Source organism: Stenotrophomonas sp. STEN018 (assembly GCF_056760235.1).
On record NZ_JBRREK010000011.1, the window covers coordinates 16,829 to 42,412 of the forward strand.

At 63.7% G+C, this 25,584-nt stretch carries 22 protein-coding genes; 7 read left to right on the top strand and 15 right to left on the bottom strand.

Annotated features, from left to right (window positions below; translation table 11 throughout):
• Positions 1 to 8 precede the first annotated feature (8 nt).
• From ACVOMB_RS06210 to aceB, 3 genes are all read right to left on the bottom strand, one after another.
• Entirely contained in the window at positions 9 to 1,046 is a 1,038-nt protein-coding gene (locus tag ACVOMB_RS06210) for a GGDEF domain-containing protein (protein WP_481530384.1), read from the bottom strand.
• 170 nt (positions 1,047 to 1,216) lie between these two features.
• Positions 1,217 to 2,548, bottom strand: a complete 1,332-nt coding sequence (gene aceA / locus ACVOMB_RS06215) for an isocitrate lyase (protein WP_481530385.1) — start codon at positions 2,546 to 2,548, stop codon at positions 1,217 to 1,219.
• A 39-nt stretch (positions 2,549 to 2,587) separates the two neighbouring features.
• Complete coding sequence (gene aceB / locus ACVOMB_RS06220) at positions 2,588 to 4,231, bottom strand: malate synthase A (protein ID WP_481530386.1); 1,644 nt, start codon at positions 4,229 to 4,231, stop codon at positions 2,588 to 2,590.
• A gap of 108 nt (positions 4,232 to 4,339) precedes the next feature.
• Here aceB and ACVOMB_RS06225 point away from each other — a divergent pair, with 108 nt between their 5' ends.
• Entirely contained in the window at positions 4,340 to 5,308 is a 969-nt protein-coding gene (locus ACVOMB_RS06225) for a LysR family transcriptional regulator (protein ID WP_481530387.1), read from the top strand.
• A 308-nt stretch (positions 5,309 to 5,616) separates the two neighbouring features.
• Here the strand turns inward: ACVOMB_RS06225 and dld are convergent, their stop codons facing one another.
• The 5 genes from dld to lepB all read right to left on the bottom strand — a co-directional run bounded on the left by dld (position 5,617) and on the right by lepB (position 11,929).
• Positions 5,617 to 7,323 carry a D-lactate dehydrogenase gene (gene dld / locus ACVOMB_RS06230; protein WP_481530388.1) on the bottom strand — a complete coding sequence of 569 codons (1,707 nt, stop codon included), beginning with the start codon at positions 7,321 to 7,323 and terminating at the stop codon, positions 5,617 to 5,619.
• A complete protein-coding gene (gene lldD / locus ACVOMB_RS06235; RefSeq protein WP_481530389.1) occupies positions 7,320 to 8,459 on the bottom strand; it encodes an FMN-dependent L-lactate dehydrogenase LldD in 1,140 nt (379 codons plus the stop codon). Before lldD ends, dld begins: the two co-directional genes overlap by 4 nt.
• Positions 8,460 to 8,462: 3 nt before the next feature.
• Positions 8,463 to 9,227, bottom strand: a complete 765-nt coding sequence (gene lldR, locus ACVOMB_RS06240; RefSeq protein WP_313171288.1) for a transcriptional regulator LldR — start codon at positions 9,225 to 9,227, stop codon at positions 8,463 to 8,465.
• A 54-nt stretch (positions 9,228 to 9,281) separates the two neighbouring features.
• Positions 9,282 to 10,940, bottom strand: coding sequence for an L-lactate permease (lldP, locus tag ACVOMB_RS06245; RefSeq protein ID WP_481530390.1), 1,659 nt, complete (start codon positions 10,938 to 10,940; stop codon positions 9,282 to 9,284).
• A 368-nt stretch (positions 10,941 to 11,308) separates the two neighbouring features.
• The gene (gene lepB / locus ACVOMB_RS06250) at positions 11,309 to 11,929 is read right to left on the bottom strand and encodes a signal peptidase I (protein ID WP_481530391.1); all 621 of its coding nucleotides are present in this window, start codon (positions 11,927 to 11,929) and stop codon (positions 11,309 to 11,311) included.
• 192 nt (positions 11,930 to 12,121) lie between these two features.
• On the opposite strand from lepB, the gene ACVOMB_RS06255 reads away from it, so the two are divergent.
• The 6 genes from ACVOMB_RS06255 to ACVOMB_RS06280 all read left to right on the top strand — a co-directional run bounded on the left by ACVOMB_RS06255 (position 12,122) and on the right by ACVOMB_RS06280 (position 14,657).
• Positions 12,122 to 12,535 carry a hypothetical protein gene (locus ACVOMB_RS06255; protein ID WP_481530392.1) on the top strand — a complete coding sequence of 138 codons (414 nt, stop codon included), beginning with the start codon at positions 12,122 to 12,124 and terminating at the stop codon, positions 12,533 to 12,535.
• A gap of 3 nt (positions 12,536 to 12,538) precedes the next feature.
• Positions 12,539 to 12,988, top strand: a complete 450-nt coding sequence (locus ACVOMB_RS06260) for a 3-dehydroquinate dehydratase (RefSeq protein ID WP_481530393.1) — start codon at positions 12,539 to 12,541, stop codon at positions 12,986 to 12,988.
• 1 nt (position 12,989) lies between these two features.
• A complete protein-coding gene (locus tag ACVOMB_RS06265; RefSeq protein WP_481530394.1) occupies positions 12,990 to 13,196 on the top strand; it encodes a hypothetical protein in 207 nt (68 codons plus the stop codon).
• Between the two features lie 175 nt (positions 13,197 to 13,371).
• Positions 13,372 to 13,716 carry a hypothetical protein gene (locus ACVOMB_RS06270; protein ID WP_481530395.1) on the top strand — a complete coding sequence of 115 codons (345 nt, stop codon included), beginning with the start codon at positions 13,372 to 13,374 and terminating at the stop codon, positions 13,714 to 13,716.
• A gap of 75 nt (positions 13,717 to 13,791) precedes the next feature.
• Positions 13,792 to 14,223 (top strand): hypothetical protein, encoded by a 432-nt coding sequence (locus ACVOMB_RS06275; RefSeq protein ID WP_481530396.1) that lies wholly within the window; start codon positions 13,792 to 13,794, stop codon positions 14,221 to 14,223.
• Positions 14,220 to 14,657: a hypothetical protein gene (locus ACVOMB_RS06280; RefSeq protein ID WP_481530397.1), complete on the top strand. Its 438-nt coding sequence runs from the start codon at positions 14,220 to 14,222 to the stop codon at positions 14,655 to 14,657. The genes ACVOMB_RS06275 and ACVOMB_RS06280 overlap by 4 nt, the downstream gene beginning before the upstream one ends.
• Before the next feature lie 291 nt (positions 14,658 to 14,948).
• Here the strand turns inward: ACVOMB_RS06280 and ACVOMB_RS06285 are convergent, their stop codons facing one another.
• The 7 genes from ACVOMB_RS06285 to ACVOMB_RS06315 form a co-directional block, all read right to left on the bottom strand.
• Positions 14,949 to 15,809, bottom strand: coding sequence for a PA4780 family RIO1-like protein kinase (locus ACVOMB_RS06285; RefSeq protein ID WP_481530398.1), 861 nt, complete (start codon positions 15,807 to 15,809; stop codon positions 14,949 to 14,951).
• A 277-nt stretch (positions 15,810 to 16,086) separates the two neighbouring features.
• Entirely contained in the window at positions 16,087 to 17,643 is a 1,557-nt protein-coding gene (locus tag ACVOMB_RS06290; protein WP_481530399.1) for an FAD-binding oxidoreductase, read from the bottom strand.
• Positions 17,644 to 17,657: 14 nt separating this feature from the next.
• Positions 17,658 to 19,238, bottom strand: coding sequence for an alpha/beta hydrolase (locus ACVOMB_RS06295; protein ID WP_481530400.1), 1,581 nt, complete (start codon positions 19,236 to 19,238; stop codon positions 17,658 to 17,660).
• A 9-nt stretch (positions 19,239 to 19,247) separates the two neighbouring features.
• On the bottom strand, positions 19,248 to 20,255 hold the full coding sequence (locus tag ACVOMB_RS06300) for an NADP-dependent oxidoreductase (RefSeq protein ID WP_481530401.1): 1,008 nt from the start codon (positions 20,253 to 20,255) through the stop codon (positions 19,248 to 19,250).
• Entirely contained in the window at positions 20,255 to 21,427 is a 1,173-nt protein-coding gene (locus ACVOMB_RS06305) for an acyl-CoA dehydrogenase family protein (RefSeq protein ID WP_481530402.1), read from the bottom strand. Before ACVOMB_RS06305 ends, ACVOMB_RS06300 begins: the two co-directional genes overlap by 1 nt.
• A 55-nt stretch (positions 21,428 to 21,482) precedes the next feature.
• Entirely contained in the window at positions 21,483 to 22,883 is a 1,401-nt protein-coding gene (locus tag ACVOMB_RS06310) for a flavin monoamine oxidase family protein (RefSeq protein WP_481530403.1), read from the bottom strand.
• A 194-nt stretch (positions 22,884 to 23,077) separates the two neighbouring features.
• Entirely contained in the window at positions 23,078 to 25,513 is a 2,436-nt protein-coding gene (locus ACVOMB_RS06315) for a TonB-dependent receptor (RefSeq protein WP_481530404.1), read from the bottom strand.
• Positions 25,514 to 25,584: the final 71 nt, after the last annotated feature.

Below are 25,584 nucleotides of genomic sequence, written 5' to 3' on the forward strand. Positions count from 1 at the left end.
ATGCCGGGCTAGTCGTGGTCACCGGACTGCTCCAGGAACCATTGCGCGCGATTACCACCTTCACGCTTTGCCAGGTACAGCGCTTGATCAGCGCGCGAATAAGCATCGTTCCAATGATGGTCCTCATCGATCAGCACCATGCCAACGCTCAGCGAGCAGGCGCCGACCGTTGCGCCGGGATAGGCGATCAAATGGCGCATCGCTTCCAGCACGAAATCAGCAGTGCGCGGCAAGCTCTGCGCGTCCGCTTTCATCAGCAGTACGCAGAACTCGTCGCCGCCAAGACGGCAGGCGATATCGTCCTTGCCGGTCACCGAGGCGAGAATGCGCCCGAAACACTGCAAGGCGTGGTCACCCGCAAGGTGGCCGTAAGAGTCGTTCAGACCCTTGAAATCGTCGCAGTCCAGCAACAAGAGACCCTGTGGGCGATGACCGGAGCGATGTGACTTCTGCAGATAGGCGGTCAGCGCACGGCGGTTGCTGAGCCCGGTCAGGTCATCGCTGTAGACCAGCTCGCGGGTGTGGTGCAGCTCATGGTTGGCGCTGTAGAGATTGCCCAGCGCGGTTTCCAGCTCGTGATTACGGCGACTGAGCTGGGCAATCAGGCGTTGCTCGCTGGAGACCACCCGCGACAAGGTGCGGCGCAGGAAGAACACCACCATCGCCGGATCCTGGTCGATCAGCCGATGGAAGTTGGCATGGGTGATTTCCAGCAGCACGCTGTCGCAGTTGGCGCGCGCATCGCAGGAACGCGGGTGGCGCTCGATCAACAGCCCGAGTTCGCCAAAGAAGTCGTTGCTGCCCATGGGCTTGGGCGCCAGACCGGCACCGAAGTCCAGGCTGACGGTACCGCTGACAATGATGAACATCGAGCTGCCCAGATCGCCACGGCGGAACAGCACCTGGTCGGCCTGCAGTGTGCGGCGAACGCCGTACTGGGCAAAAAGTGCAAATTCCACCGGTGACAATTGCGCACGCAGCACCGCGCTTCCCGCCGACGTAGCGACGGAAAGTTCAGACTCCAGTGCCAAACCCCCTGTTCCCATGCCGCTCATTCCCTGCCTCATGGACTGCTCGTCCATGTGAGACGAGTAATCTCGCGAGCCTATCACCAAAATAATCGGTTTTGTGATCCCTTACACCGTTTGACGCTGGACTATCCAAAAAAAAAGAAGGGGCTCGTAAGAGCCCCTCGAAAACGACCTTGTCAGCGCCCTCAGGCGGCCACTTCAGCCTGAAACTGCTCTTCCTCGGTGGACCCGGTCAGCGCGGTCACGCTGGAGGCACCGCCCTGGATCACCGTGGTCACATCGTCGAAGTAGCCTGCGCCCACTTCCTGCTGGTGCGAGACAAAGGTGTAGCCCTTGTCGCGGGCAGCGAATTCCGGCTCCTGCACCTGCTCCACGTAGTGGCGCATACCCTCGCCACGGGCGTAGTCGTGGGCGAATTTGAAGGTGTTGAACCAGTTGATGTGGATGCCGGCCAGGGTGATGAACTGGTACTTATAGCCCAGCGCGGCCAGCTCGTCCTGGAACCTGGCGATGGTCTTGTCGTCCAGGTTCTTCTTCCAGTTGAACGAGGGCGAGCAGTTGTAGGACAGCAGCTTGCCGGGGCTGGCGGCATGCACGGCCTGGGCGAACTCGCGGGCGAAGCCCAGGTCCGGGGTGCCGGTTTCGCACCACACCAGGTCGGCGTGCGGAGCGTAGGCGACGCCGCGGCTGATCGCCTGCTCCAGGCCGTTCTTGACCTTGTAGAAGCCCTCGGCGGTGCGTTGGCCGGTAATGAACGGGGTGTCGTTCGGGTCGAAGTCGCTGGTCAGCAGGTTGGCGGCCTCGGCATCGGTACGCGCCAGCACGATGGTCGGCACGCCCAGCACATCTGCCGCCAAGCGCGCGGCGGACAGTTTCTGGATCGCCTCCTGGGTGGGCACCAGCACCTTGCCGCCCATGTGGCCGCACTTCTTCACCGCCGCCAGCTGGTCCTCGAAGTGCACCGCAGCGGCACCGGCTACGATCATGTTCTTCATCAGCTCATAGGCATTCAACACGCCGCCGAAGCCGGCCTCGCCATCGGCAACGATGGGCAGGAAGAAATCGATCGCATCCTCGGCCTTGACCTTGCCGTCGATGATGTTCTTCCACTGGATCTCATCGGCGCGCTGGAAGGTGTTGTTGATGCGGCGGACCATGGTCGGCACCGAGTCGTAGGCGTACAGCGACTGGTCCGGGTACATGGTTTCGGAGGTATTGCCGTCGGCGGCCACCTGCCAACCGGACAGGTATACCGCTTCCAGCCCGGCCTTGGCCTGCTGCATCGCCTGGCCGGCGCTGATCGCACCGAAGGCATTGACGTAACCCTTCTTCGAAGCCCCATTGACCAGCTCCCACAGGCGCTCGGCGCCGCGCTTGGCCAAGGTGTGTTCCGGCTGCACGCTGCCGCGCAGGCGCACCACGTCGGCGGCGCTGTAGGTGCGCTTCAAACCCTTCCACCGCGGGTTGGTATCCCAGTCCTGCTGCAGGGCGGCGATCTGTTGCTGGTAGCTGCTCATCGTTTCGTCCTCAAAGTGGTGCGTACGTAAGGGGAAGGGTCAATCGATCTGCCGGTAGGCAGGCAAGGTCAGGAAGTCGGTCAGCTCGTCGGCGCGGCTGAGCTGGTCGAGCAGGCCTATGGCCTGGGTGATGCGGCTGCCACCGGACAGCGCGGAGGTATCGCCAAGGCGCGCCGGCAAGGAGCGCAAGCTGCTGGCCAGCAGCGCGAAATCAATCGCGGTGCCGTCGTCCAGATGCTGGTTGCCCGCATGCAGCCACTGCCAAATCTGGCTGCGGCTGATCTCGGCGGTGGCGGCGTCTTCCATCAGGTTGTGGATGGGCACGCAGCCATTGCCGTCCAGCCAAGCGGCCAGATAGCGCACGCAGACCTCGACGTTGTTCTCGAAACCGGCACGGGTAACAGTGCCGCTGCATGGCGCGATCAGCTCATCGCGGTTGGCCTGCACATCACGGCGCAGCACGTGATGCTGATTGGGACCAGACATGTGCTCATCGAAGATGGCGCGCGCCACCGGAATCAGCGCCGGGTGCGCCACCCAGGTGCCGTCGTGGCCAGCGGTGACTTCGCGCAGCTTGTCGGCGCGCACCCGTGCCATCGCCTGCTCGTTGGCGGCGGCATCGTTGTTGATCGGAATCTGTGCGGCCATGCCGCCCATCGCGTGCGCGCCACGGCGATGACAGGTCTTGATCAACAGTTCCGAATAAGCCTTCAGGAACGGCTGGGTCATCGTCACCTGGCCGCGCTCGGGCAGCACCTTGTCGGCGTGGCGGCGGAAGGTTTTCAGATAGGAAAAGATGTAGTCCCAGCGCCCGCAGTTCAGGCCGACGATGCGATCGCGCAGCACGTACAGGATCTCATCCATCTCGAACACCGCCGGCAGTGTCTCGATCAGCACGGTGACCTTGATCTGCCCATGCGGCAGGCACAGCATGCCTTCGATGTGCGACAGCGCGGTCTCCCACAGCGCCGCCTCTTCCATCGACTGCAGCTTTGGCAGGTAGAAGTACGGGCCGCGATCCTTGTCCATCAGGGTCTGCGCGTTGTGGAAGGCGAACAGCGCCGCATCGAACAGGCCGCCGGCGATCGGCTGGCCATCGACCAGCACGTGCTTCTCATCCAGGTGCCAGCCACGCGGCCTCACGATCAGCACCGCCTGCTCGTCGGCCGGGCGCAGCGTGTAGTGCTTGCCCGGGCCGTTGGCGGTGGCCGGCGCGGTGAAATCCAGATCACCGCGCACCGCCGCCTTCAGCGTCTGCTGGCCGGCCAGCACATTGCGCCAGGTCGGCGAGGTCGAGTCCTCGAAGTCGGCCATGAACACCTTGGCGCCGGAGTTCAGCGCGTTGATGACCATCTTCGGGTCGGTCGGGCCAGTGATCTCGACGCGGCGGTCCTGCAGCGCGGCCGGAATCCGCGCAACGCTCCAGTCCTCCTCACGGATGCCACGGGTATCGGCACGGAAATCCGGCAGCCCGCCCTGGTCGAAGAAGGCCTGGCGCTCGCGGCGGGCAGCCAGCCGTGCCTGCCGGCCCGGCTCGACCGCACGGTGCAGCGATACGAGCAGGCCCAGCACGCCGGCCGGCAGCAGCGCGGACTGGCCGGCCAACTGGGTGGTCAGGGTGATGCCCGGGGTCGGGCGGGGAGCGGACTGCGGCGTGGCGACTGCGTGGGCGACGGCGGACATCGGAGGTACCTGCGTATGTCGGGGACTCCAACGTGCGGCCGCAGGTAGGTATTTAACAAAACAGTTTTTGCAATGTTATCTATAAGTTGTGCTAATACTTGTCTCAACATGCCCACCAAGCCGCCCGTAACCCCGCGTTTTTCCTACAAGTCTGACCGGCTCAAGCCGCTGCGGGCATTCCTGCAGACGGTGCGCCTGGGCTCGGTTTCGCGTGCCTCGGAAGCACTTTTTGTCAGCCAACCGGCGGTGAGCCTGCAGCTGCAGGCGCTGGAGCGGGAGCTGGGAGTGGTGCTTTTCGAGCGCAGTGGGCGCCGCCTGGTGCCTACCCGCGAAGGCCAGCTGCTGTACGACATGGCGCAGCCACTGGTGGAAAGCCTGGACGGGCTACTGCCGCGCTTCCGCGAGAAGGTCAGCGGACTGGACGCTGGCGAGCTCAATATCGCCGCAAATTCGTCGACTATCTTGTATCTCCTACCAAAGATCGTCGAAAACTTCCGCAGACTGCACCCGGACGTACGCCTGACCCTGCACAACGCGATCAGCGCTGATGGCACCGATCTGCTGCGCAGCGATGCTGCCGATCTGGCCATCGGCTCGATGATGGATGTGCCCGCCGACCTCAGCTACGCGCCGGTCTACCGTTTCGACCAGGTACTGATCACCCCGCCCGACCACCCGCTGGCGAAGAAGAAAAACCTGAGTCTGGAAGACCTGTCGCCATGGCCGCTGATCCTGCCGCCACGCCGGCAGATCACCTGGCGGCTGGTCGACCTGGTGTTCCAACAACACCGCGTGCCCTACACGGTGGCGCTGGAAGTGGGCGGCTGGGAAGTAATCAAGCAATACGTCGCTATGGGCATGGGCATCAGCATCGTCACCGCCCTGTGCTTGAACGATGGCGACCGCGACAAGCTGGCGACGCGGGCGATGAGTGACTACTTCCCTGCGCGCAGTTACGGCGTGGTGGTGCGGCGAGGCAAGGTGTTGTCGCCGCAGGCGCGGGCATTTGTGGAGCTGATCCAGCCGGATCTGTTTGCGCCGAGGCAGTACGACGATACGGGGCATTCGGAGCGGTAGGGTTCGGGTTTGGGGCCTTTTTGCCTTTGCCTTGGATTTTGGCCTTTCCGCCGTCATTCCCGCACAGGCGGGAATGACGAGTGCACCGTTTACGGATTGGCACTCAAGGCGTATTGGCTCAGCGAGCGTGGAACCCCAGCCAACGAGCGAATGAGCGCAGGCATCCCTTCTCCCCCCTTGCGGGAGAAGGTGCCCGAAGGGCGGATGAGGGGAGCCTTTGCTTTTCTGGCTAGAAGCTCCCCCCTCACCCCAACCCCTCTCCCGCTCGCGGGAGAGGGGCGTAAGCGAACCCCTTGCGCTTCAGCGCTTCAGTGCCCCGCGCAATCACAGCCCTTCCAACCCGGCTGCTTGCTGGTCTGGCCTATACCTGGATTGAAGGTATTGCTCGGGTCCAGCTGCTGGTAGAACTGCGCCAGCGCAGGCTTGGCCGGATAAAGATGGCCAACATTGTGTTCGGCCGGGTACTCGGCGCCGCGCTCATCCAGCAGCTTCCACATCGCATGCTCGATCGCCATCGGGTCTTCGCCCTTGCGCGCGATGTAGTCCTGGTGAAAAACATGGCACAGGAAGTGCCCGTAATAGAGCTTGTGCAGCAAGCGCGCATCCAGCTCGGCCGGCAGCTGTTCGAACCAGTCACGGTCGTCGCGGCGCAGGGCGATATCCAGTGCAACAATGTCCTCAACCTGCGCGCGATGCACTTCGCGATAGCGCACCGCGGCACCGGCCACGGCGAATCTGTGCAGGAAGGCTTTGCGACCTTCGTCAGGCGTGCAGTGAAAGTAACCACCTTCATGCTCACCAAAGAAATCACGCAACCAGCTTTCCGTCGCAGCCGCATCCTGTGCGGATACCTTGATCAGCAGATGGTGCTCATAGCGCTGGCGGAACTCACCCATGCGCTTTGGCAGATGCGAAGGCAACAGCCTGGTCAGCAGCTGCAGCGCATGATCAGTAACGCCGCGCAGCCCCAAGCGCTCGAACCATCCATCAACCCGGCTCTTCAAGGCGAAGGCCGCCGGTACGCGCGCAGTGCCGAGCTTATCGATCAGCAGGAAGGTGTCCTTGCCATAACGTTCGCCGATGTCATAGGCGACGCGGTGAATGTATTCGCCCGAGATCGGCACGCGCTCGAAGCCGGTCAGCAGCTGGCGGCGGATCGCGGTAAGGCTGTCGGTGCGGTTGCTGCCGATATAGAACACCTCGGCCGCTTCCTTGGCGAAGGTATCCAGTCGCACCGCGAACACCGCCAGCTTGCCGGCCGACCCTGCGGCTTCGTAGTGACGACTGGGGTCGGCATTGAAACGCGCAGGTGTTGCCGCGTCCACCTGCCTTACCTGCTCCGCGTAACGCGGATCGGAGCCGGCGCGCTCGCCATCAACGCGCACATCGGCGGGCCGGTAATCGCCGACCTGCAGACGCTGCAGGATCTCTTCCGGCGTATCACCCAAGGCGATGCCGAGATGATTAACGAGTTGCAAGCACCCCACGCCATCAACCTGCGCATACAGCGCCATCTCGGTATAGGCCGGACCACGTCGCACCAGCGAGCCACCGGAGTTGTTGCAGACACCGCCCAGCACCGAGGCGCCGATGCACGAGGAGCCGATCACCGAATGTGGCTCGCGCCCCAAGGGCGCCAAGGTCTGCTCCAAGCGATCCAGCGTGGCGCCGGGCAGGCACAACACCTGCCGGCCTTCATCAAGCAACTGCACGCCGGTCAGCCGCAGCGTGCTGATCAGCACGATCGGTCGACCATAGTCGTTGCCATCCGGCGTCGAGCCGCCGGTCAGGCCGGTATTGGCTGCCTGCAGGATGATTGCCGCGCCACCCTGCACGGCTGCCTGCAGGGCGCGCCACATTTCCAGCAACGTCCCCGGGCGCACTACCGCCAGCACGGCGCCATCACCGAAGCGATAGCCCTTGCGGAAGCGCCGGGTTGCCTTGTCGCCAGTCAATACATGCGTGTCGCCAACGGCTGCGCGCAGCTGCGCCAACAGTGCCTCGTTCGCACTCATGCCAGATTGACCAGCGAGTCGCGGCTGATATCGGCAATGCGGCGGGCGCCGGTCAACGTCATCGCCACGCGCATCTCCTTGGCGATCAGATCCAGCAGGTTGGCCACCCCGGCCTCGCCCTGCGCGGCAAGCGCGTAGACGAAGGCGCGGCCGAGCAGCACGCTGTCAGCACCGAGTGCGAGCATGCGCACCACGTCCAGGCCGGTGCGGATACCCGAGTCGGCGAGGATCTTCAGATCGCCCTGCACTGCATCGGCAATCGCCGGCAAGGCGCGTGCGGTGGACAGCACGCCATCAAGCTGGCGGCCGCCATGATTGGAGACCACGATGCCGTCGGCGCCAAAGCGCACCGCATCGCGCGCATCTTCCGGATCGAGGATGCCCTTGATCACCATCGGCCCCTTCCAGAACTCGCGGATCCATTCCAGGTCCTTCCACGAGATCGACGGGTCGAAGTTGTTGCCCAGCCAACCGATGTAATCCTCCAGCCCGGTTGGGCTGCCGCGATAGGCGGAGATATTGCCAAGATCATGCGGACGGCCGAACAGGCCAACGTCCCAGGCCCAACGCGGATGGGTCATCGCTTGCCCAATGCGACGCATGCCGGCATTCGGGCCGCTCATGCCCGAGTGCGCATCGCGATAGCGCGCGCCCGGCACCGGCATGTCGACGGTGAACACCAGCGTGGTGACGCCGGCTGCCTGCGCGCGCTCCAGCGCATTGCGCATGAAGCCACGGTCGCGCAGCACATACAGCTGGAACCACATCGGCCGCTTGATCGCCGGCGCCACTTCCTCGATCGGGCACACCGACACCGTCGACAAGGTGAAGGGAATGCCGTGACTGTCCGCCGCACGTGCCGCCTGCACCTCGCCGCGGCGTGCATACATGCCGGTCAGGCCGACCGGTGCCAGCGCAACCGGCATCGCCAGCTTCTCGCCGAACAGCTCGGTTTCCAGGCTCAGATCAGACATGTCGCGCAGAATGCGCTGGCGCAGCGCGATGTCGGACAGGTCGGAAACATTTCGTTTAAGCGTGTGTTCGGCATACGCGCCGCCATCGATGTAGTGGAACAGGAACGGCGGCAGACGACGCTGCGCGGCCGCACGGTAATCGGTGGAGGCGGAGATGATCATGGGTCAACCGTGGGGGGAAGGAAGCCGCGAAGCACGGGCACGTCGCGCCTCGTCTTCATCGAGCGTGCGCAGCGTTGTGTGCACGAACTCAAGATGGGTATGCGCTGCGGCACGCGCACGCTCGGGGTCGCCAGCCAGCACTGCATCCATCATTTCGCGGTGCTGGTCGGACAGGGGAGAAAAGGTCGTTGATGCGGTGTAGAGCTTTTCACGACTCTGCGAGATATTGGTCTGCAGCAGCTCGAACAGGCCGCGCATCACCTGCAGCAACACCAGATTGTGCGAGGCCTCGGCGATGGACAGATGGAAAGCGGCGTCGGCACGCGCTTCGCCGCCCGGATCGTCCTTGCCATGCGCATCCATCATGGTCTGGAAGGCCTGCGCGATACGTGCGCGGTCCTCGTCGGTTGCACGCAGCGCGGCATGCCACGCGGTAGCGCCTTCCAGCGCGTGACGGATCTCCAGCACATCGAAACGGTATTCCGGATCGCCCTGGAACAGCGGCAGATACGGCACCAGCGGTTCATCCAGGGCCTGACGCGCACGTGCAGCCGGCTCGGCCACATAGGTGCCACCGCCAACCCGTGCCACCAGCAGGCCCTGGCTGCCGAGCTGGGCAATCGCTTCGCGCAGCGCGGTGCGCGAGACTCCGAGCTGCACTGCCAGTGCGCGCTCGGAAGGCAGCCGGTCACCCGGCTGCAGTTGTTGTTCGTCCACCAGCACGCGCAGCTGCGCGGCCACCTTGTCGGAAATACGTTGCGTACTCATGCCGACATTGTGGCCCGAAGCTGCTCGGCGTTGGCGGATGCGCGCGGCCATGGCTCAGGGAATCATCCAGGTGAACCAATAGGCCTGCGCGGTGGTGATCAGGCCGACCATCACGGTGAAGATCAGGCTGTGCTTGACGGTGAAGCGGAACAGGTCCGATTCCTTGCCGGCCAAACCCACCGCCGCACAGGCAATGGCGATGGACTGCGGCGAGATCATCTTGCCGGTGACGCCGCCGGTGGTGTTGGCGGCGACCAGCAGCACTTCGGACACACCAATCTGCTGCGCGGTAGTCGCCTGCAAGGCCGAGAACAAGGCATTGGACGAGGTATCCGAACCGGTCAGGAACACGCCCAGCCAGCCCAGGAACGGCGAGAAGAAGGTGAAGGCCTTGCCGGTATGTGCAAGCGCCAGTGCCAAGGTCGCCGACAAGCCGGAGTAGTTGGCAATGAAGGCGAACGCCAGCACCATGCCGATCGAGTAGATCGGCATCTTCAGCTCATTGACGGTCTCAGCGAAGGTGCGTACCGCCGCACGCACCGGCATGCGCAGGTAGATGATGGCGATCACCGCCGCCAGCATGATCGCGGTGCCGGTGGCCGAGAACGCATCGAATTTGTACACGGCCTCGTAGGCGGTGGGCGCGTTCACGATCGGCGGCATCTTCTGCACCAGCTGGTCCAGGCCCGGCACCGGTAGCTTCAATACCCAGCTTTCCAGCGGGCCGCCGCCAGCGAACAAGGCCTTGAATGGCTTGATGCTCCACAACGTCACCATCGCAGTGAGGATCAGGAACGGCGACCACGCCTTGGCGATTTGACCAGCGCTGTAACGCGGTGCAGCCGATGCCTGTGCGGCAGCATCAGCACTGGCTTCGGTTTCAAAGCGGAAGATGCGTTTGGGCTGCCAACGGCGCAGGAACAACGTCAGGCACACCAGCGAAGCCAGCGACGCGGTGATGTCCGGCAGCTCCGGACCGATGAAGTTCGAGGTCAGGTACTGCGCGATGGCGAAGGAACCACCGGCGATCAACACTGCCGGCCACGTTTCCTTGATGCCGCGCCAGCCATCCATGATGGCCATGATCCAGAACAGCACGATGATGGTCAGGAACGGCAGCTGGCGTCCGGCCATCTGTCCGATCTCGAACGCATCCAGCCCGGTGACCTGGCCAGCGACGATGATCGGGATGCCCATCGCACCGAACGCCACCGGGGCGGTGTTGACGATCAGGCACAGGCCGGCGGCGTACAGCGGTTTGAAGCCCAAGCCAACCAGCAACGCGGCGGTGATCGCCACCGGTGCACCAAAGCCGGCCGCACCCTCGAGGAAGGCGCCGAAGGCAAAGCCGACCATCAGCATCTGCAGGCGCTGGTCTTCGGTCACCGACAGGATCGAGGCGCGGATGATGGCGAACTGGCCGGTCTTGACCGCGATTTTGTACAGGAACACCGCACCGATGATGATCCAGGCGATCGGCCACAACCCGTACAGGAAGCCGAACCCGGCTGCGCCCAGGGCCTGCGACACCGGCATGCGATAGAACAGCAGCGCAACCGCCAGCGCGATGGCGACGGTGATGGTGCCGGCCAGCCAGCCCTTCATGCGCAGCACGGCCAGGGCGACGAAGAAGAAAGCGATCGGCAACAGCGCGATCAGGCTGGACAGCCAGAGGTTACCAGCGGGGTCGTACAGTTGTTCCCAGGGCTGCATGCAGGTTCTCGTCAAAGGCGAAAGGCGGCCCACCCGCAGGTGGGGTTGCCGTGGTCGTGAATATTGGTATTACCACTATCCAAGCAACTCGACCAGCGAGACGCGATTGAATCGCCGTTTCCGCGAAGATCCTATTAGACCATAGGGTTAGTGAGGACAATTGGTATTACCAATACAGCAAGGACTTTGTGGGGCCGGTGTCAACCGCGAAGCCAGTGGTGCCGGCGAACTGCATGGATGCAATGGCAAACAGAAAGATGGCTGTATTGATCACAGCTTCGCGGCTGACACCGCTCCCACAAAAGAAAAAAACAAAGGCCAAAAAAAACGGCACGTCTCCGTGCCGGTTTTTTCTTCGCCATCGATAGCTACAACCGCCGCCACTCCGGCCCTTCCCCGCGCCGCCAATACACCGCCAGCGCCTTGCCATAGACCGTATCGGCATCCACCAGCCCGAAGAAGCGACCATCAAAACTGTTACCGCGATGGTCACCCACCACCAGCAGTTTGCCGGCCGGAATGGTGATGCCGTTGATGTCAGGGCCACCGCCATCACTCAGATCCAGCTGCACCTGCTTATTGCCGAACATCTCCCGTGCCACGTCCTGGCGCAACGGCTGCTCATTGATGGACAGATAGCCATCATGCAGCTGCACACGATCACCAGCGACGGCGACCACCCGCTTGATCAGCCGCGTGCCATCGGCCGGGGAATCAAATATCGCCACATCACCACGCTGCGGTGCCTGCCCTGCCAGCAGCTGCACATCGGTGAACGGCAGGCGCAGGCCATACGCACGCATATCCACCACCACCCGGTCACCTGGCTGCAGGGTCGGCTGCATTGAGCCGCTGGGCACCTGGTAGTGATTGGCCAGGCTGTCGCGGGCGGCGAACAGCAGCAGCAACATCACCAGCAAGGGCAGTACTTCGCGGCGCATCCAGGCCACGGCAGGATGCGGCGATGCAACGGACGCGGTCTCATTCATGGCCAATCACCAACTCCGGGGTTAGCCAACTGACCGCCAAGGCCGGTCGAAGTTCCCAGCGACTGCCGAACCCCGACCGTAAGCTTTGCTACGCAGACTTTACGCCGCCGCGCCCACCCACCATGGCGATTTGATGCCGCAGCGGCGCATCGTGGCACCACCGCGCCGCATGGCGCTTGAACGTGGTGCTACATGAGCGTTTTACTGATCCGGCATACCCGCAACCCAGCAGTGCCGGATGCGTCCCTGCTGCCTGCACAACTCGCCGGACAGCCACTGCATTGCCTGCACTGCGGCTCACTGCCGGCGCTGGCCCAATGCCTGCACAACGCGCGTCAGCAAGCGCCGGACTGGGTGCTGATTGAAAACAGCGCCACCGACGATACGCAATGGGCATTGCATGGCCGCACTGTGTGCAACGCCTTGGACGCCCTGCCGGCGCCGTATATAGAAATCGCCAGCAATGATGCCGATACGCTGGAAACCCATCTGCATCCCCACCATGCGGCCACCGCGGTGGTGGTCTGCAGTACCGGCACCGACGAAGCGCGACGTTTGTCGCTGGCGATCACCACCCGCCTGCTCAGCAACGGACAGGGTGCCTGAGCCATGGCGATCTTCATCGTACGTGGGCCCGATGCCAGTGATGCGCAGCTGCAGGCTGCTGTGCCGCTGCCAAGCCCGGTCATGAATGCCTTGGTGCATCGCGCACTCGATGTCGGCATCAGCGTGGCGCAGCGCAACTGCCGCTCTGAACAGGAGCTGCTGGACTCACTCTGCGCGGCCGACCACAACCCGGACGACGTGATCCTGCTCGCACCGGCGGCCTGCGTGCACAGCCTGCGCCTGCAGCGCCTACTGCCGCGCCTGCGCAATGTCTACGTGGAAGTTCACGAGGACGCCAGCGATGCGCCGCAGTCCTGCCTGCCGGAACATCTTGGCCATCGTCTTGGCATCGCCCAGGGCTACTGTGCGCAAAGCTATGTGCTGGCCATGGAGCTGGCACTGGAACACCTGTGCTGCAGCGATGTCGGCGACCGCGTACATGTAGGCACCTGAGATGGATGCGCATCGCTACATCGTCGGTTATGAAATCTATCTGGATGGCCACCCGTTCTGGTGGGGGCATCTGGCACTGCGTCTGGATCAAGGCGATCCATTGCTGCTGCAGCCGCAGGCATTGCTGGATCATCTATGCGTGATGGCGGCAAAGCGACATGATGTGGCGGCGGCGCAGGTGCGATTGAAGATGATCAGTCGGTTGTAGCGGTTGGCGCCTTCTTCTATCGGCTTCGCGGCTTACGCCGCTCCTGCAATCGCCTGGAAGGCCCTTTGCCGAGCATGGCTCGGCACTACGTGCGGCGGTCCGGGCCGCTTTCACAGTTTGGCCTCGCCAAATACACTCGACCTGCCATCTTTGAATTGCAGGTCGTCGGGTCCACATGCCTCTACTCAACGGTTTCATGCTGGGCCAGGAATTCGATATCGAAACGGATCTGGTGCAGGCATGTACGGAAGAGCCCAACCATATCCTGGAACAGCTTGTTTTCAGTTCGGAGCTGGACTTCGATCCCTGCCGTGAGCTGCTCCAGAGCACGCTCACGCTTCGTTACGGAGCACCTGCAGCGCCAGCATTGAGCGTAAACGGCGAGGTCTCTGTGGCCTGCTATAGCTTCGCAAAGGACGCAACACGGGTTACCGCCCAGGTTTCCTGCGAAGGACCAGATTTCCGCTGCCATGGCTTCATCCATGCCACCACTTGCTGGCAGCCCGATTCAAGGTCCTGATTCGTTATCATCGGCTCGCGGGCGGGTACACGCCTGCGTGAAGCACGCACTCGATTCCCAAGGACGATCTCTGACATGAATAGTCATTCCATGCTGCTGTGCTTGCTGCTTGCGGCTACGCCGGCTGTTGCGGCCGATACCGCGGATGAGGCTGCAACGCTGGCCATCGTCACTGCCGGCCATTGGCAGTCAGGGCAGCAGCAAGGGGTTTATCGGGTGCGTCTGGAGAATGTTGGCTTCGAGCACGTGTCCTGCCGCGTCTGGATTGAGTGGCTGAGCGCACCGGCACCCGGAAAGCCCTTCGCGACGGTTGCAAAGCTGCCATTGGCTGAAGCATCGGACAGCTTCTGGTCGTGTCCCAACCGAAGCGGCACCGTCGTACTGAGCGACGCAGCGTTGCAGCTCAATCTGGTCCATGCCTATTCGCTGGAGCCGCGTGTGTTCAATGTGGTGCTGGGTGCGCCAGGCCACTACCAGTTGCAGGCCGAAGGGGATACATCACCGTGAGGAATGGAATCTCCCGTGCTTTCATCCCGACGCCGAGCGCTTCGTGCTTGATCGGTCGCAGCCTGTTGTTGCTGGGGGTGCTGCTACTGGGCGCATGCGCAACTCGCCCAGGCCCGTTGGGCGCATTGTCGAACATCGTGGTCACCGGCAGTGGCGTCGACAATGAGCGCGATGCGCTGCTGTGCGATGGATTCAAACCTGATGCGCAGCAGCTGCGTGCGTTCTTCCGCCATGCTGTGCTGATCACCCCACGTCAGGAGCATGATTTCTTCCTGCACGGGCCCTGTTACGTACGCGGCACCCTCACTACCCGCTATGAGAGCTGGCATTGGGAGCTGCGTAATGGTGGTACTGCGCGGGTTACTTCCGCTGCGGGTGATGATTCTTTTCTACTCGCCGATCCGCGCGAGGAATCATCGCTTGGCGATGAGTGAGGCCAGCGCTGCTCCGTAGTGGGGGGGGGCGCGGGGGGCCCCCGGGGGGGGGGGGGGGGGGGGGGGTCGGCTTTTGGGGCCTTGCGGGCGCTGCCTGCTGCGCGGCTTACGCCGCCCCAACCGAGCCTCTGCCGCGCGGGGCGCGGCACTACATGCTTCTGCTCCCTCCCTTTTGCGCAGCAAAGGGGAGGGTTGGGGAGGGGTCGGCTTTTGTGGCCTTTCGGGCGCAGCCTGCTTCGCGGCTTACGCCGCTCCTACAGAGCCTCTGCCGAGCGTGGCTCGGCACTACCCTCAGTAGTCTTCTTCGGCGGCGGCTTCGCGGCCTTGCTGGCGGATCAGGGCTTCTTCGCGGGCGTCGTTGATGGCGTGACGCACACTGTCCAGGTCCACTGCATGCTCGTCCGGGGTGAACTCGCCGGTCAGCACGGTGTCAGGCAGCAGCTCGCCGGCCTGGAACAGCTCCCACATCTCTTCGCCGTACCAGGTCTCCAACAGCTCCGGTGCCCAGCGGCCAAGGTTGGCGGTGAGGTTGTTGACGTCGCGCAGCAGCATGGTGCGGGCGGCGTTGTTGCCGCCGGCACTGACTACCTGCGGGAAATCGATCACCACCGGACCATCCGGGCCGACCAGCACGTTGTAGGCCGACAGATCGCCGTGGATCAGGCCGCAGCACAGCATCAGCTTGACCTGCTGCACCAGCACGGCGTGGAACTCACGGGCCTGCTCGGCGCTGAGCTCCACTTCGCCCAGCCGCGCGGCGCTGAAGCCCTCGGCGTCGGTCACCAGCTCCATCACCAGCACGCCATGGAAATAGCCGAATGGTTCCGGCACACGCACACCGGCGTCGCGCAACTGGTACAGCGCGTCCACCTCGGTGTTCTTCCAGGCCGCTTCCTGCTGCTTGCGGCCGTAATTGCTGGCCTTGCCGATGGCACGGGCCTCACGACTGCCGCGTACTTTGCGGCCTTCCTGATACTGCACGCGCTGCTGGAAGCTGCGCTGCGCCATGTCCTTGTAGACCTTGGCACAGCGAATTTCATCGCCGCTGCGGACGACATAGACCGCTGCTTCCTTGCCGCTCTTGAGCGGGCGCAGAACCTCGTCGATGACGCCGTCGTCTATCAGTACCTGCAGTTGTTGGGGTGTTTTCACGGTGTCTCGGTGGATGCGGGTGGCGGTTCGATCTACATCGAACGTGGGCCGTCCGGGTGGGATCAGGCCGGCATATTGTTGCCGATGGTACGGAAACCGGCCAGTCATGGAAGCACGGAGGGTTCAGGCTGGACAGTTGCAGCGGCACCTACGCGAACGGCCAGGCGTTGGGCCTGGCCGTGGGTTGGGGGTTATTGGGGTGATGGCGGTTTGCCCGACAGGCTGCGCCTACCCTCTCCCCAACCCCTCTCCCGGGGGGAGAGGGGCTCAGGCTTCCTTAGCGGCTGAGCACGCCGGGGTTCATCAGGCCCTTGGGGTCGAGCTGGGCCTTGACGGCGTCCAGCACCGCCAACGCGGCCGGGTCGCGGCCGGCGCGGTAGTCGTAGAACTTGCCCAGCTGCAGGTTGGCCGCGCCATGCGCGCGCATGGTGTCGGCGATCTGCCGCTTGAGCGTGTCGGCGGCGGCGCGGGCCTGCAGGTGTTCACCCGGGCAACCGATACGCTCGCGGTGATCGGCATCAACCGTGCGCTGGTGGAATGCATTGTGGCTGTCCGGCCAGTAGATGCAGGGCTCGATCACCACGGTCTGCGCGCCCACGCTGGACAGCAGGGTGCCGATGAAGATGCCGTGCTTGTCCATGGTTTCCTGCTCACGGGCGAACAGCGCCTGCAGCGCGTTGAACATGCTGCTGGCCTTGGAGTGCGGCACCAGCGCATGCACCGGCGCCCAGCGCTCGCCCTGCGGGCCCAGCATCGAGTTCCAGGCAGCAAACGGGTTGGCAGCCATCATCTTGGGGATCGAAGGCTCGATACTTTCACCGAACTCAGCCACCAGCTTGCGCGCACGCGCGACCCGGTCGGCCACTTCCGCGGCACTGTCGCCCTCAAGGGTGATGTGCAGCGAGAACTGCTCCTGATCGACGATGTCGCGGCCCTTCACCGCCAGCTTCAGGCCGGAGATCAGGCCGCCCTTCTTGATCACATTGGTCAGTGCCTTGACGTCACTCGACAGACCGGCGCGGCGCATGCGCACGCGGGTCAGGGCCGGATCGAAGGCCGCGGTTTCGCTGGCCAGTCCGTGGCGTGAGAGCACACCGAGTGCGCCGAACAGGCCTTCGGCAGTCGGAAACTGCCAGGACAGATAGTCGATATGCGCATGCTTGGGGATGAGCTTGAGCACGATCCGGGTCTTGATGCCGAGCAGGCCACAATCGCCCAGGAACAGGCCGGTCAGGTCCGGGCCATACCAGCGGAAGAACGGCGTGGTGTTGGCAGCCGCGGCCGAGCCGGTGGTGAGGATGTCGCCATTGGCAGTGACTACCTGCAGGCCCAACACCACATCGGCCGAGCAGCCGTAGCGCGCGGTACCGTGGAAGATCGCGCCCTGCGACATGCCGCCGCCAACCGTGGCATGCGAGCCGGACATCGGCCCGAAATACGGGGTACGCACGCCCTTGGTATCCAGCGCATCCTTCAGGGCACGCCAGGTGACACCGGCTTCGACCACGACGTAGGCGTCTTCAAGATTGATCTCGACGATCCTGTCCAACGAACTGGTATCCACCAATACGCTGGAGCTCTGTGCGGCGGTATAGCCGCCGGTATAGCTCATGCCGCCGCCGCGCGCGATCACCGCAACACCGGCGTCGGTAAGTTGTTTGACCGCAGCGGCCAGCTGCTGCGCGTCATTCGGACGCAACACCGCAAGCAGCGGCTTACCCTGTGAATAGACGTCGGTGGCGTAGTACTCAAGCTCGCTGGCATCGGTGACGATGCTGCCACCCCAGCTGGCTTGCAGCGTGGCGATGACGGCGGTTGCGGTGTCGTTGCTCATGGGGGTCCTTCGGCTCAGGCAGACAGGGCGGCAGCGCGCCCCTGGTAATCGGATTCGGTATCAGTGATCACACGTAGCGGTACCGGCAAGGCGCGCAGGCGCGCTGCCAGGTCCGACGCGGTGACGTCGCGCAGCAGGCCATGCAGGCGACTGCCAAGGCGCAGCAGTTCAACAACATTGGCATGCACCAACGCAGGCGCAGGTGCGTCCACGCGGCGGCGCGCAGCAGCGCTTGGCGCCAGCCACGGCCACAACAGGTGGCGCTCGCGCTCCCATTGCCAGGCATCGCAGAGATAGCCGCCCGCGCGGTCGATGACGGTAGTCGGCAGGTTCTGCAGCAGCAGCGCCTGTTCTTCAACGTTGAGCAGCCACGGCGAATGCAGCACGACTTCGCTGACACGCGCGCCCAGCGCATCCACCAGCGCAGGAACGTAACCAGCAGCAGCGCCATGCGCCTCGATCAGCACCGGCAGCTCGGCGCTTTCGCGCAATGCGTCCAACAAGGCCGCGACCATGCTGGCGGCATCCAAGCCAGCATCACCTTCACAGGACGCGCCGTGGCCGGGAAGATCCGGCAGCACGCACGCGCTGTCATCGACATCAAGCTGTTGCGGCACCAGCGGCCGGGTGCCGGGCGCATGCAGGCATAGCCGCAGCTGGCCCTGCCCTGCCCGCTCCCATACCGCCATGTCGCCGCTGGCGGTGGCGATGATGCGTCGCTGCCAGCTGTTGTTCGCCGCTGCAGCAGCGCTGCCAGCAACGAAGGCCGGCTCGGCAGCCAAGGTCTGCGCCAACCACGCATCCATGCTGTCGAGCATCGCCGGGATGCCTGCAGGCTCTTCAACCACGGTGACGTTGACGGGAAGATCATGCAGACGCGGCTTGTGCGCCAACAGCGGATCGCCGTGGCGGTAGACCAGCCACGATGGCATCTGCAGCTGCTGCAGCCAGAAGTGATCGTTGTGGCGGAACGCCGCCGCATAACCGGCGCGATAGGTGTCGCCGACATCCAGCACATCCATCACCGTTTCGCGGGTGCTTTCAGTGGTCTGTGGCGGTATCGTCATCGCCGCTTCGGCGCGGCCGTCGTACCACGGGAAGTAATACTTCTGCTCGCGCATGCGCGACCACAGCCAACGCAGGTGCGAGCCATCCCACTGCGGCACGAAGGGCGGCAGATAGGCATCACCATACAATGCGCTTTCTGCCGGAGTGAAAGCCGCATAACCATCCACCATCAACGCGGCAACACGCTCGGGCGCAGCCCAGGCCAACCAGGTCGCTATCAGCCCGCCGGTATGCATGCCGAATACCGCAAAGCGCTGCAGGCCGATGGCGTCGGCAAACTCCAGACTGGCCGCACCAAACTCGGCAATCGTCATCGGGTTGCCGGGCAAGGCATCGGAATAGCCGAAGCCAGGTGTATCCGGCGCAATCACCGTATAGCGATCGGCATAGCGTTGCTGCATCGCCGCCCACATCCGCGAATTCTGCGGCGATTGATGGATCAGCAGCAGCGCCGGCCCGCTGCCGGCAATACGGTAGTGCACCTGCCGTCCGTTGACGGAAGCGAAGCGGCGTTGGATCTGGGTCATGCGTGTTCCTTAGAGCCGTACCAGCGCCTTGCCCAGGTTGTCGCCATTGAGCAGGCCGATGAAACCAGCCGGCGCAGTGGCCAGCCCGTCGTGAATATGTTCGCGGTAGCGCAGCGCGCCGGCGGCGATCATCTGCGCAAGTTCGCTGCGGCATTGCGCGAAGTCGGCCAGATGGTCATAGACCACCAGCCCTTCCATGCGTGCGCGTGCACCGATCACCGGCCCGAGATTGGGGCCGGCCGGGCGCTCGGCACGGTTGTACTGATCGCTGAGCCCGCACAGCACCACGCGTGCATGCAGACGCAGCAGCGACAGCGCCGCTTCCAGCACGGCGCCACCGACATTGTCGAAGTAGCCATCGATGCCGTCCGGGCAGGCTGCGCGCAAGGCCTTGCCGAAATCCGCATCGCGATAACTGACACAGGCGTCGAAACCGAAATCGTCCGTGACGATGGCGCACTTCTGCGCGCTGCCGGCGATGCCAACCACGCGGCAACCTGCAGCCTTGCACAACTGGCCAACAACGCTGCCAACCGCACCAGCGGCGGTGGATACCAGGATGGTTTGTCCGGCCTTCGGCTGCAGAATTCTGCGCACACCGGCCCACGCCGTGAGCCCGGGAATACCCAGCACGCCAACCGCGGTACTGACCGGTGCCAGCGTCGCATCGATCAGCGAGGTAGTGTTTGCATCCAGTACGGTCTGCTCGGCCCAGCCGGTCATGCCGGTCACGACATTGCCGGACGCGAAACGACCACTACGATCTTCGATTACCGTACCGATGCCATAACCCGGCACGATGCTGCCCAGCGGCGGGCACGGCAACGCATAGCGGCCACCAAGCTGCGCGCGCAGGAACGGGTCCAGCGACAACCATTGCACCTGCACCAACAACTGGCCGTCACCGGCAACCGGCAACGGCAGCTGCTGCGTTTCAAAATCCTGCAGCTGCGGCAAGCCTTGCGGAATCTGCCGCAGGCAGACGGCCTGCATTGTGCTGTGCAGGCCGTCCATCATCAGAACGCGTTGATGCCGGTCAGTTCGCGGCCGATCACCAGCTGGTGCACGGTCTCGGTGCCTTCGTACGTGATCACCGACTCCAGGTTCAGCGCATGACGGATCGCACCGTGCTCGGTGGTGATGCCGGCGCCGCCGAGCAGGTCACGGCATTCGCGGGCGATGTCGATGGCCAGGCGGCAGTTGTTCCACTTGGCCAGCGAGACCTGCTGCGGCTGCATCTGCCCGGCGTCCTTCAGACGGCCGAGCTGCAGTACCAGCAACTGGCCGGCAGTGATACGGCGTGCCATGTCGGCCATCTTGATCTGCGCGCTCTGGGTAGCCGCAACCGGGCGGCCGAACAGGATGCGCTCCTTGGTATAGGCCAGCACTTCGTCCAGGCAGGCAATCGCGGCGCCCAGCGGGCCCCAGGTGATGCCGTAGCGGGCCTGGGTGAGGCAACCCAGCGGACCCTTCAGGCCCTTCACGTTGGGCAGGCGGTTGGCGTCAGGCACGCGTACGTTGTCGAAGAACAGTGCGCCGGTGACCGAGGCGCGCAGGCTCATCTTGTGCTTGATTTCCTGGGTGGTGAAACCCGGGGTGCCCTTCTCGATGACGAAACCCTGCACGCCTTCGTCGGTATTGGCCCAGACGATGGCGATATCGGCCACCGAGCCATTGGTGATCCACATCTTGGAGCCGTTGATCACCCAGTCGCCACCGTCCTTCACCGCGCGGGTTTTCATCGCCGCCGGGTCGGAACCGCCATGGGCCTCGGTCAGGCCGAAGCAGCCGATCACCTTGCCGCGCGACATGTCCGGTAGCCAGCGCATGCGCTGCTCTTCCGAACCGTAGGCGTAAATGGGGTACATGCATAGCGAGCTCTGCACCGAGACGAAGCTGCGGATGCCGGAATCGCCGCGCTCCAGTTCCTGGCAGATCAGGCCGTAGCTGACGCTGTTCAAGCCGGCGCCGCCGTACTGTTCCGGCAGCGAGCTGCCAAGCAGGCCCATGTGGGCGATCTCGCCGATCAGCTCGGTCGGGAAGCGACCCTGGTCGAAGCAGTCGCCTATGATCGGCAGCACGCGCTCATCGGTGAAACGGGCAACGGAATCCTGTACAGCGCGTTCTTCCTCGCTCAGCAGCGAACGCACGTCGAACAAATCGTAGGGGTTCAGTGTCTTCAGGCTCATTACTGTCTCTGGAAGGCGCATCCGCGCCCGGAAGGTAGGGGATAAGGTAGTTCAATCAGGCCGAAAGAATTGCTGCAGCTGCACGCTCGCCCGACGTTACGGCCGCTTCCATGCCCGGAACCTGCAGCTCGGTCTGCTCGCCGGCGAAGTGGATGCGCCCGAACGGGGTGTTGGCCCAGCGCAGGGTTTCAGCGAAATAGCCGGGGGCAATCTCGGAGAACGCGCCATCGGACAAGGGATCATTGCCCCAGCTGCGGGTCTCCAGCGGCAGCAGCGCGCCCTTGGACGCCGGCCGCAGCCGCTGCATGGCATTGATGGCCCAGCCGAAGCGGGCCTCGCGGTCAAGCTGGTCGGCATGCTTGGCCATGGCGCCGTTGAGCCAGACGATCAGGCGGTTGATCTGGCCATCGGCACCAGGCACGGCAAACACGCGCTGCAGCGGGCCATCGCCCCAGAGCGACAGCGGTAGGCCATCGTCTTCCCAGAACTTGCGGGTGGGCTGCAGGTGGATGGTGGTGACGGCGTTGGAGCGCCGTGCCGACCAGACTTCCTGCTGCGCGACCGGCGGCGCCGGATCAATCGCAATGCGGCTGAGCGGGCCGCTGGGCAGGGCCAGCACCAGATGCGCGGCGCGGAAGCGGCGGCCATCGGCGCAACGGACGTCCAGCATGCCGCGCGCGGATTCGACCCGGGTGACCTGAGCGTCGAGTACCGGCGCCTGCGACAACGAAGCAGCCATCGCCTCGGGCAGCGCCTGACTGCCGCCCTGCACCCAACCCGTGCCCTTGGAGCCGAACCGGCGCAGTGCATCGCGGCGCAGTGCATCAAGCGCGCTGATGGTCTGCAGCGAAGAGAAACTGTTGCCGATGTCCATCCACTGCAGCGCCTGCGGCGACCAGCCCTTGCTGGCGATCAACTGTGACAGTGGGATATCCAGCGAGAGATTGTCAGGGTCGCGCCAGCTGTCCAGCGCCGGCAGGCCGAGCTCAGCCATCGCGGTGGCCAGCAGCATCGGCGGCAGCAAGCCATGCTCGCGGCCCTGCAAGCTATTGAGCGGGCTTTCGCCCCACGATTTTGCCGGCACCAGCGTATCGCCGATGGCCAGGCCCAGCCCAGCGGCGGTAGGCAAGGCGACCGACGGCGGAACGATGCCGACACCGACGCGCTTGGCATGGGCGTGTACGCGCTCGTAGGCAGTGCCTACTTCGACACCGCCGATTTCAAAACGGATGCCGTTACGCACCACGGTCTGCAGACGGCCACCAACACGCGGATTGGCTTCCAGCACGGTGACGCGAGCACCACCGGCTTCCAGGGCGTGGGCGGCAGACAGACCTGCCAGGCCAGCGCCGACGACGATGACATCGCTGGTAGGCACCTTGGCATGCAGCATGCTGGGCAGCAGCGAAAGTGCGGCCATGGCGGAAACTCCGTTGATGAAATCGCGTCGTTGCATTGCTTCTGCCTGCGGAGGTGCTGGTTTGCGAGATTGCGTTGCTTGCTTTTGCTTTGCTTCGTTGTTGCTTTTTTTCTTGCTTCAAATGCCGCCATTCCCGCGCAGGCGGGAATGGCGATCTGATGGTGTATCGGTAAAGCCAACCAAGCGCAGGCTGGAGGGGCGCGACGCGCCCTCCCTGCGCACGCAAACCCTTAGAACTTGTAACTGACCTCAACGCCGTACATGCGCGGCAGCGAAGGCGTCAAACCAAAATCACGCAGGTTGGTCACCGCCAGTCCGGTCAACGGCGGCACTGCCGGCACGGCGATGTAAGCATCCGGATTGATGGTGCGCTGTGCGTCTTCCAGCGTGCGGTCGTTGAACGCGTTGGTCACGTAGGCCGAGACCTGCAGCTGTTCGGTCGGGCGGATGCTGAAACGGAAGTTGGTGCGGGTGGAGGCACCGATATAGGCCAGGTTGTCGACCTGGATGTAGCGCTTGCCTTCGTAGTTCACATCCATGTTGGCGGTGTATTCCCAACCATTGGACAGCGCACCGTCATACATCAAGCCCAGCGTTGCCTTGTGCTTGGGCACGCGTGGCAGGGTAGCGCCGGCAGCATCGGCGGCCGGATCAGCCAGCGTTGGCGCCTTGCTGCTGGAAAACAGATCGGCCTGGTCCTGGCTGAGGAACTTCAGGATCTCGGCGTCGGTGTACGAGTACGCCAGGCTGGCCAGCCAACCCTGTGCGAACGCCCACTGGCTTTCCAGTTCGAAACCGCGAATGCGCGATTCACCAACATTGGTGGTGTAGCTGGTGGAGAACAGCGAGCCGTTCTTGCGGATCACCGGACCAGTCTCGGTCAGTTGCTGGTTGGTCCAGTCGATCTGGTAGATATTGGCATTGACACGCAAGGTGCCGTCCAGCCAATCGCTCTTCATGCCCAGCTCGTAGTTCCAGGCCTCCTCTTCCTTGTACGTGTTCAAACCACGTGCGATCAGTGCGTCGCGGTCGGCTTCGCGGAAGTCGGCGCGGTAGACGTCGGTGTTGAAGCCACCGGGCTTGTTGCCCTTGGAGACCAGTCCGTACAGGTTGACGTTCTCACGCGCCTGGTAGCTCAGTGTCCAACGCGGGGTGAAGCTGCTGAAGGTCTTGTCCAGCGCATATGTCTGGCGATAGGTGTTGGCGCCGAGCACGCGCACATCGGTGCCGCCCTTGCTGATTTCATCGCGCGCATAGCGGCCTTCCAGCGAGGTGGTCCATTGGTCGTTGATGCGCCAGTTGATCAGGCCGTAGAGCGCCTTGTTGACGGTCTGGTCGTCCGGATTGGTCGGGATGGGCGTGACCACCTTGTTGCCACCGATGGTGTAGCCGGTCAGGTCGCCGCCCCAACCCGGCTGCGCGTTCTGCTCGTAGTAGTACGCGCCGAGCATGCCCGACACTGCAAGGTTCTGGTCGGTGGTCAGGCGGATGTCCTGCGACCAGTTCTTTACACCGCTGTTGGCGAAGCTTTCGAACGCACCGCCGTAGCCACGGATGGCGCTGTAATCCTGATCGCTGGCAGCGTAGGTTTCGCTCTTGTTGTACGCCGAAGTCGAGGTCAGGTTCCAACCGTTGGCGAACAGATAGTCGACCACCACGCTGGTGCGCAGCAGGTCGGTCTTGCGGCCGGAGAAATAACCGGCGGTCTCGAATTCCCTGGTATTCAGCGCGTAGTCCGACGGTTCCTTCAGCTCACCGCAGTAGTAGCCGCGACGACGCGATTCCAGGATCGGGTACAGACCGAAGTACAGGCCGCCGGTGTACTCGGGCAGGTAGCAGTTGAGGTTGTTGCTGCCCAGCCGCGCGGCGGCAAAGTGCTGGTCGCGGCTCTTCTGCTTCATCACCCGCGCGGTGATGTCCAGTGAATCAGTCGGCGACCAGGCGATGGCGGCCATGCCGCTGATGGTCTCGGTGCCATTGAGGTCTTTGCGGCCCGATGCGTTGTTGTAGAACACGCCATCGTTGCCACGCTTGTTCAGGCTGACGTCGTAACCGAACGAGCCGTCCTCATTCGCGCCCGAATAGAACAGGCCCATCTTTTCCTGGCCGTAGTTGCCCGCGCCCAGGGTGAGCTTGCCGCCCGGCGCACTGCCAGGACGCTTGGTGATGAAGTTGACCGCGCCGGAGAAGGTGCGGCGACCGAAGGCCGCCGACTGCGGACCACGGATAACTTCCACGCGCTGGATGTTCTCCAGCCCGTAGCTGGAGATATCACCTTCAACGTAGATTCCGTCGATGAAGAACGAGGCATTGGCCTCGCCCTGGATGTTGGACATACCGCGGATCACCGGGCGGTCAAAACCACGGCCATAGCCGGACTTGAACGAGAAGCTCGGCGACAGATTGGCGATGTCGCGCACATCGGTCAGGCCCTTCTTCTCGATGGTCTGCTCGGACATGGCGGTGATCGGCAGCGGCATCTGCTGCAGCGGCTCGGACACACCGCGCGCGGTCACGGTGATCTGGTCAAGACTCTGTACGGAGTCACTATTGGCGGCCGGCGGAGCGCCCGATTCGTCGGCGGCTTCGGCCGCGGCGGTGCCTGCACACAACATCAGTGCGAGGGCGATCGAGGAGCACAGCAGGTCTGGCTTGATGATTTTCATGGAGTTCCCGACTGCAAAGTGTGATCGGAATGGATTGGGAGGATGGATGCGCCGTCTTGGGGGAGGGTTCC

Bases quoted from the DNA above. Each gene is read 5' to 3' on its own strand.
- ACVOMB_RS06210 (WP_481530384.1), bottom strand. From the start codon at position 1,046: ATGGGAACAGGGGGTTTGGCACTGGAGTCTGAACTTTCCGTCGCTACG.
- aceA (WP_481530385.1), bottom strand. From the start codon at position 2,548: ATGAGCAGCTACCAGCAACAGATCGCCGCCCTGCAGCAGGACTGGGAT.
- aceB (WP_481530386.1), bottom strand. From the start codon at position 4,231: ATGTCCGCCGTCGCCCACGCAGTCGCCACGCCGCAGTCCGCTCCCCGC.
- ACVOMB_RS06225 (WP_481530387.1), top strand. From the start codon at position 4,340: ATGCCCACCAAGCCGCCCGTAACCCCGCGTTTTTCCTACAAGTCTGAC.
- dld (WP_481530388.1), bottom strand. From the start codon at position 7,323: ATGAGTGCGAACGAGGCACTGTTGGCGCAGCTGCGCGCAGCCGTTGGC.
- lldD (WP_481530389.1), bottom strand. From the start codon at position 8,459: ATGATCATCTCCGCCTCCACCGATTACCGTGCGGCCGCGCAGCGTCGT.
- lldR (WP_313171288.1), bottom strand. From the start codon at position 9,227: ATGAGTACGCAACGTATTTCCGACAAGGTGGCCGCGCAGCTGCGCGTG.
- lldP (WP_481530390.1), bottom strand. From the start codon at position 10,940: ATGCAGCCCTGGGAACAACTGTACGACCCCGCTGGTAACCTCTGGCTG.
- lepB (WP_481530391.1), bottom strand. From the start codon at position 11,929: ATGAATGAGACCGCGTCCGTTGCATCGCCGCATCCTGCCGTGGCCTGG.
- ACVOMB_RS06255 (WP_481530392.1), top strand. From the start codon at position 12,122: ATGAGCGTTTTACTGATCCGGCATACCCGCAACCCAGCAGTGCCGGAT.
- ACVOMB_RS06260 (WP_481530393.1), top strand. From the start codon at position 12,539: ATGGCGATCTTCATCGTACGTGGGCCCGATGCCAGTGATGCGCAGCTG.
- ACVOMB_RS06265 (WP_481530394.1), top strand. From the start codon at position 12,990: ATGGATGCGCATCGCTACATCGTCGGTTATGAAATCTATCTGGATGGC.
- ACVOMB_RS06270 (WP_481530395.1), top strand. From the start codon at position 13,372: ATGCCTCTACTCAACGGTTTCATGCTGGGCCAGGAATTCGATATCGAA.
- ACVOMB_RS06275 (WP_481530396.1), top strand. From the start codon at position 13,792: ATGAATAGTCATTCCATGCTGCTGTGCTTGCTGCTTGCGGCTACGCCG.
- ACVOMB_RS06290 (WP_481530399.1), bottom strand. From the start codon at position 17,643: ATGAGCAACGACACCGCAACCGCCGTCATCGCCACGCTGCAAGCCAGC.
- ACVOMB_RS06295 (WP_481530400.1), bottom strand. From the start codon at position 19,238: ATGACCCAGATCCAACGCCGCTTCGCTTCCGTCAACGGACGGCAGGTG.
- ACVOMB_RS06300 (WP_481530401.1), bottom strand. From the start codon at position 20,255: ATGATGGACGGCCTGCACAGCACAATGCAGGCCGTCTGCCTGCGGCAG.
- ACVOMB_RS06305 (WP_481530402.1), bottom strand. From the start codon at position 21,427: ATGAGCCTGAAGACACTGAACCCCTACGATTTGTTCGACGTGCGTTCG.
- ACVOMB_RS06310 (WP_481530403.1), bottom strand. From the start codon at position 22,883: ATGCAACGACGCGATTTCATCAACGGAGTTTCCGCCATGGCCGCACTT.
- ACVOMB_RS06315 (WP_481530404.1), bottom strand. From the start codon at position 25,513: ATGAAAATCATCAAGCCAGACCTGCTGTGCTCCTCGATCGCCCTCGCA.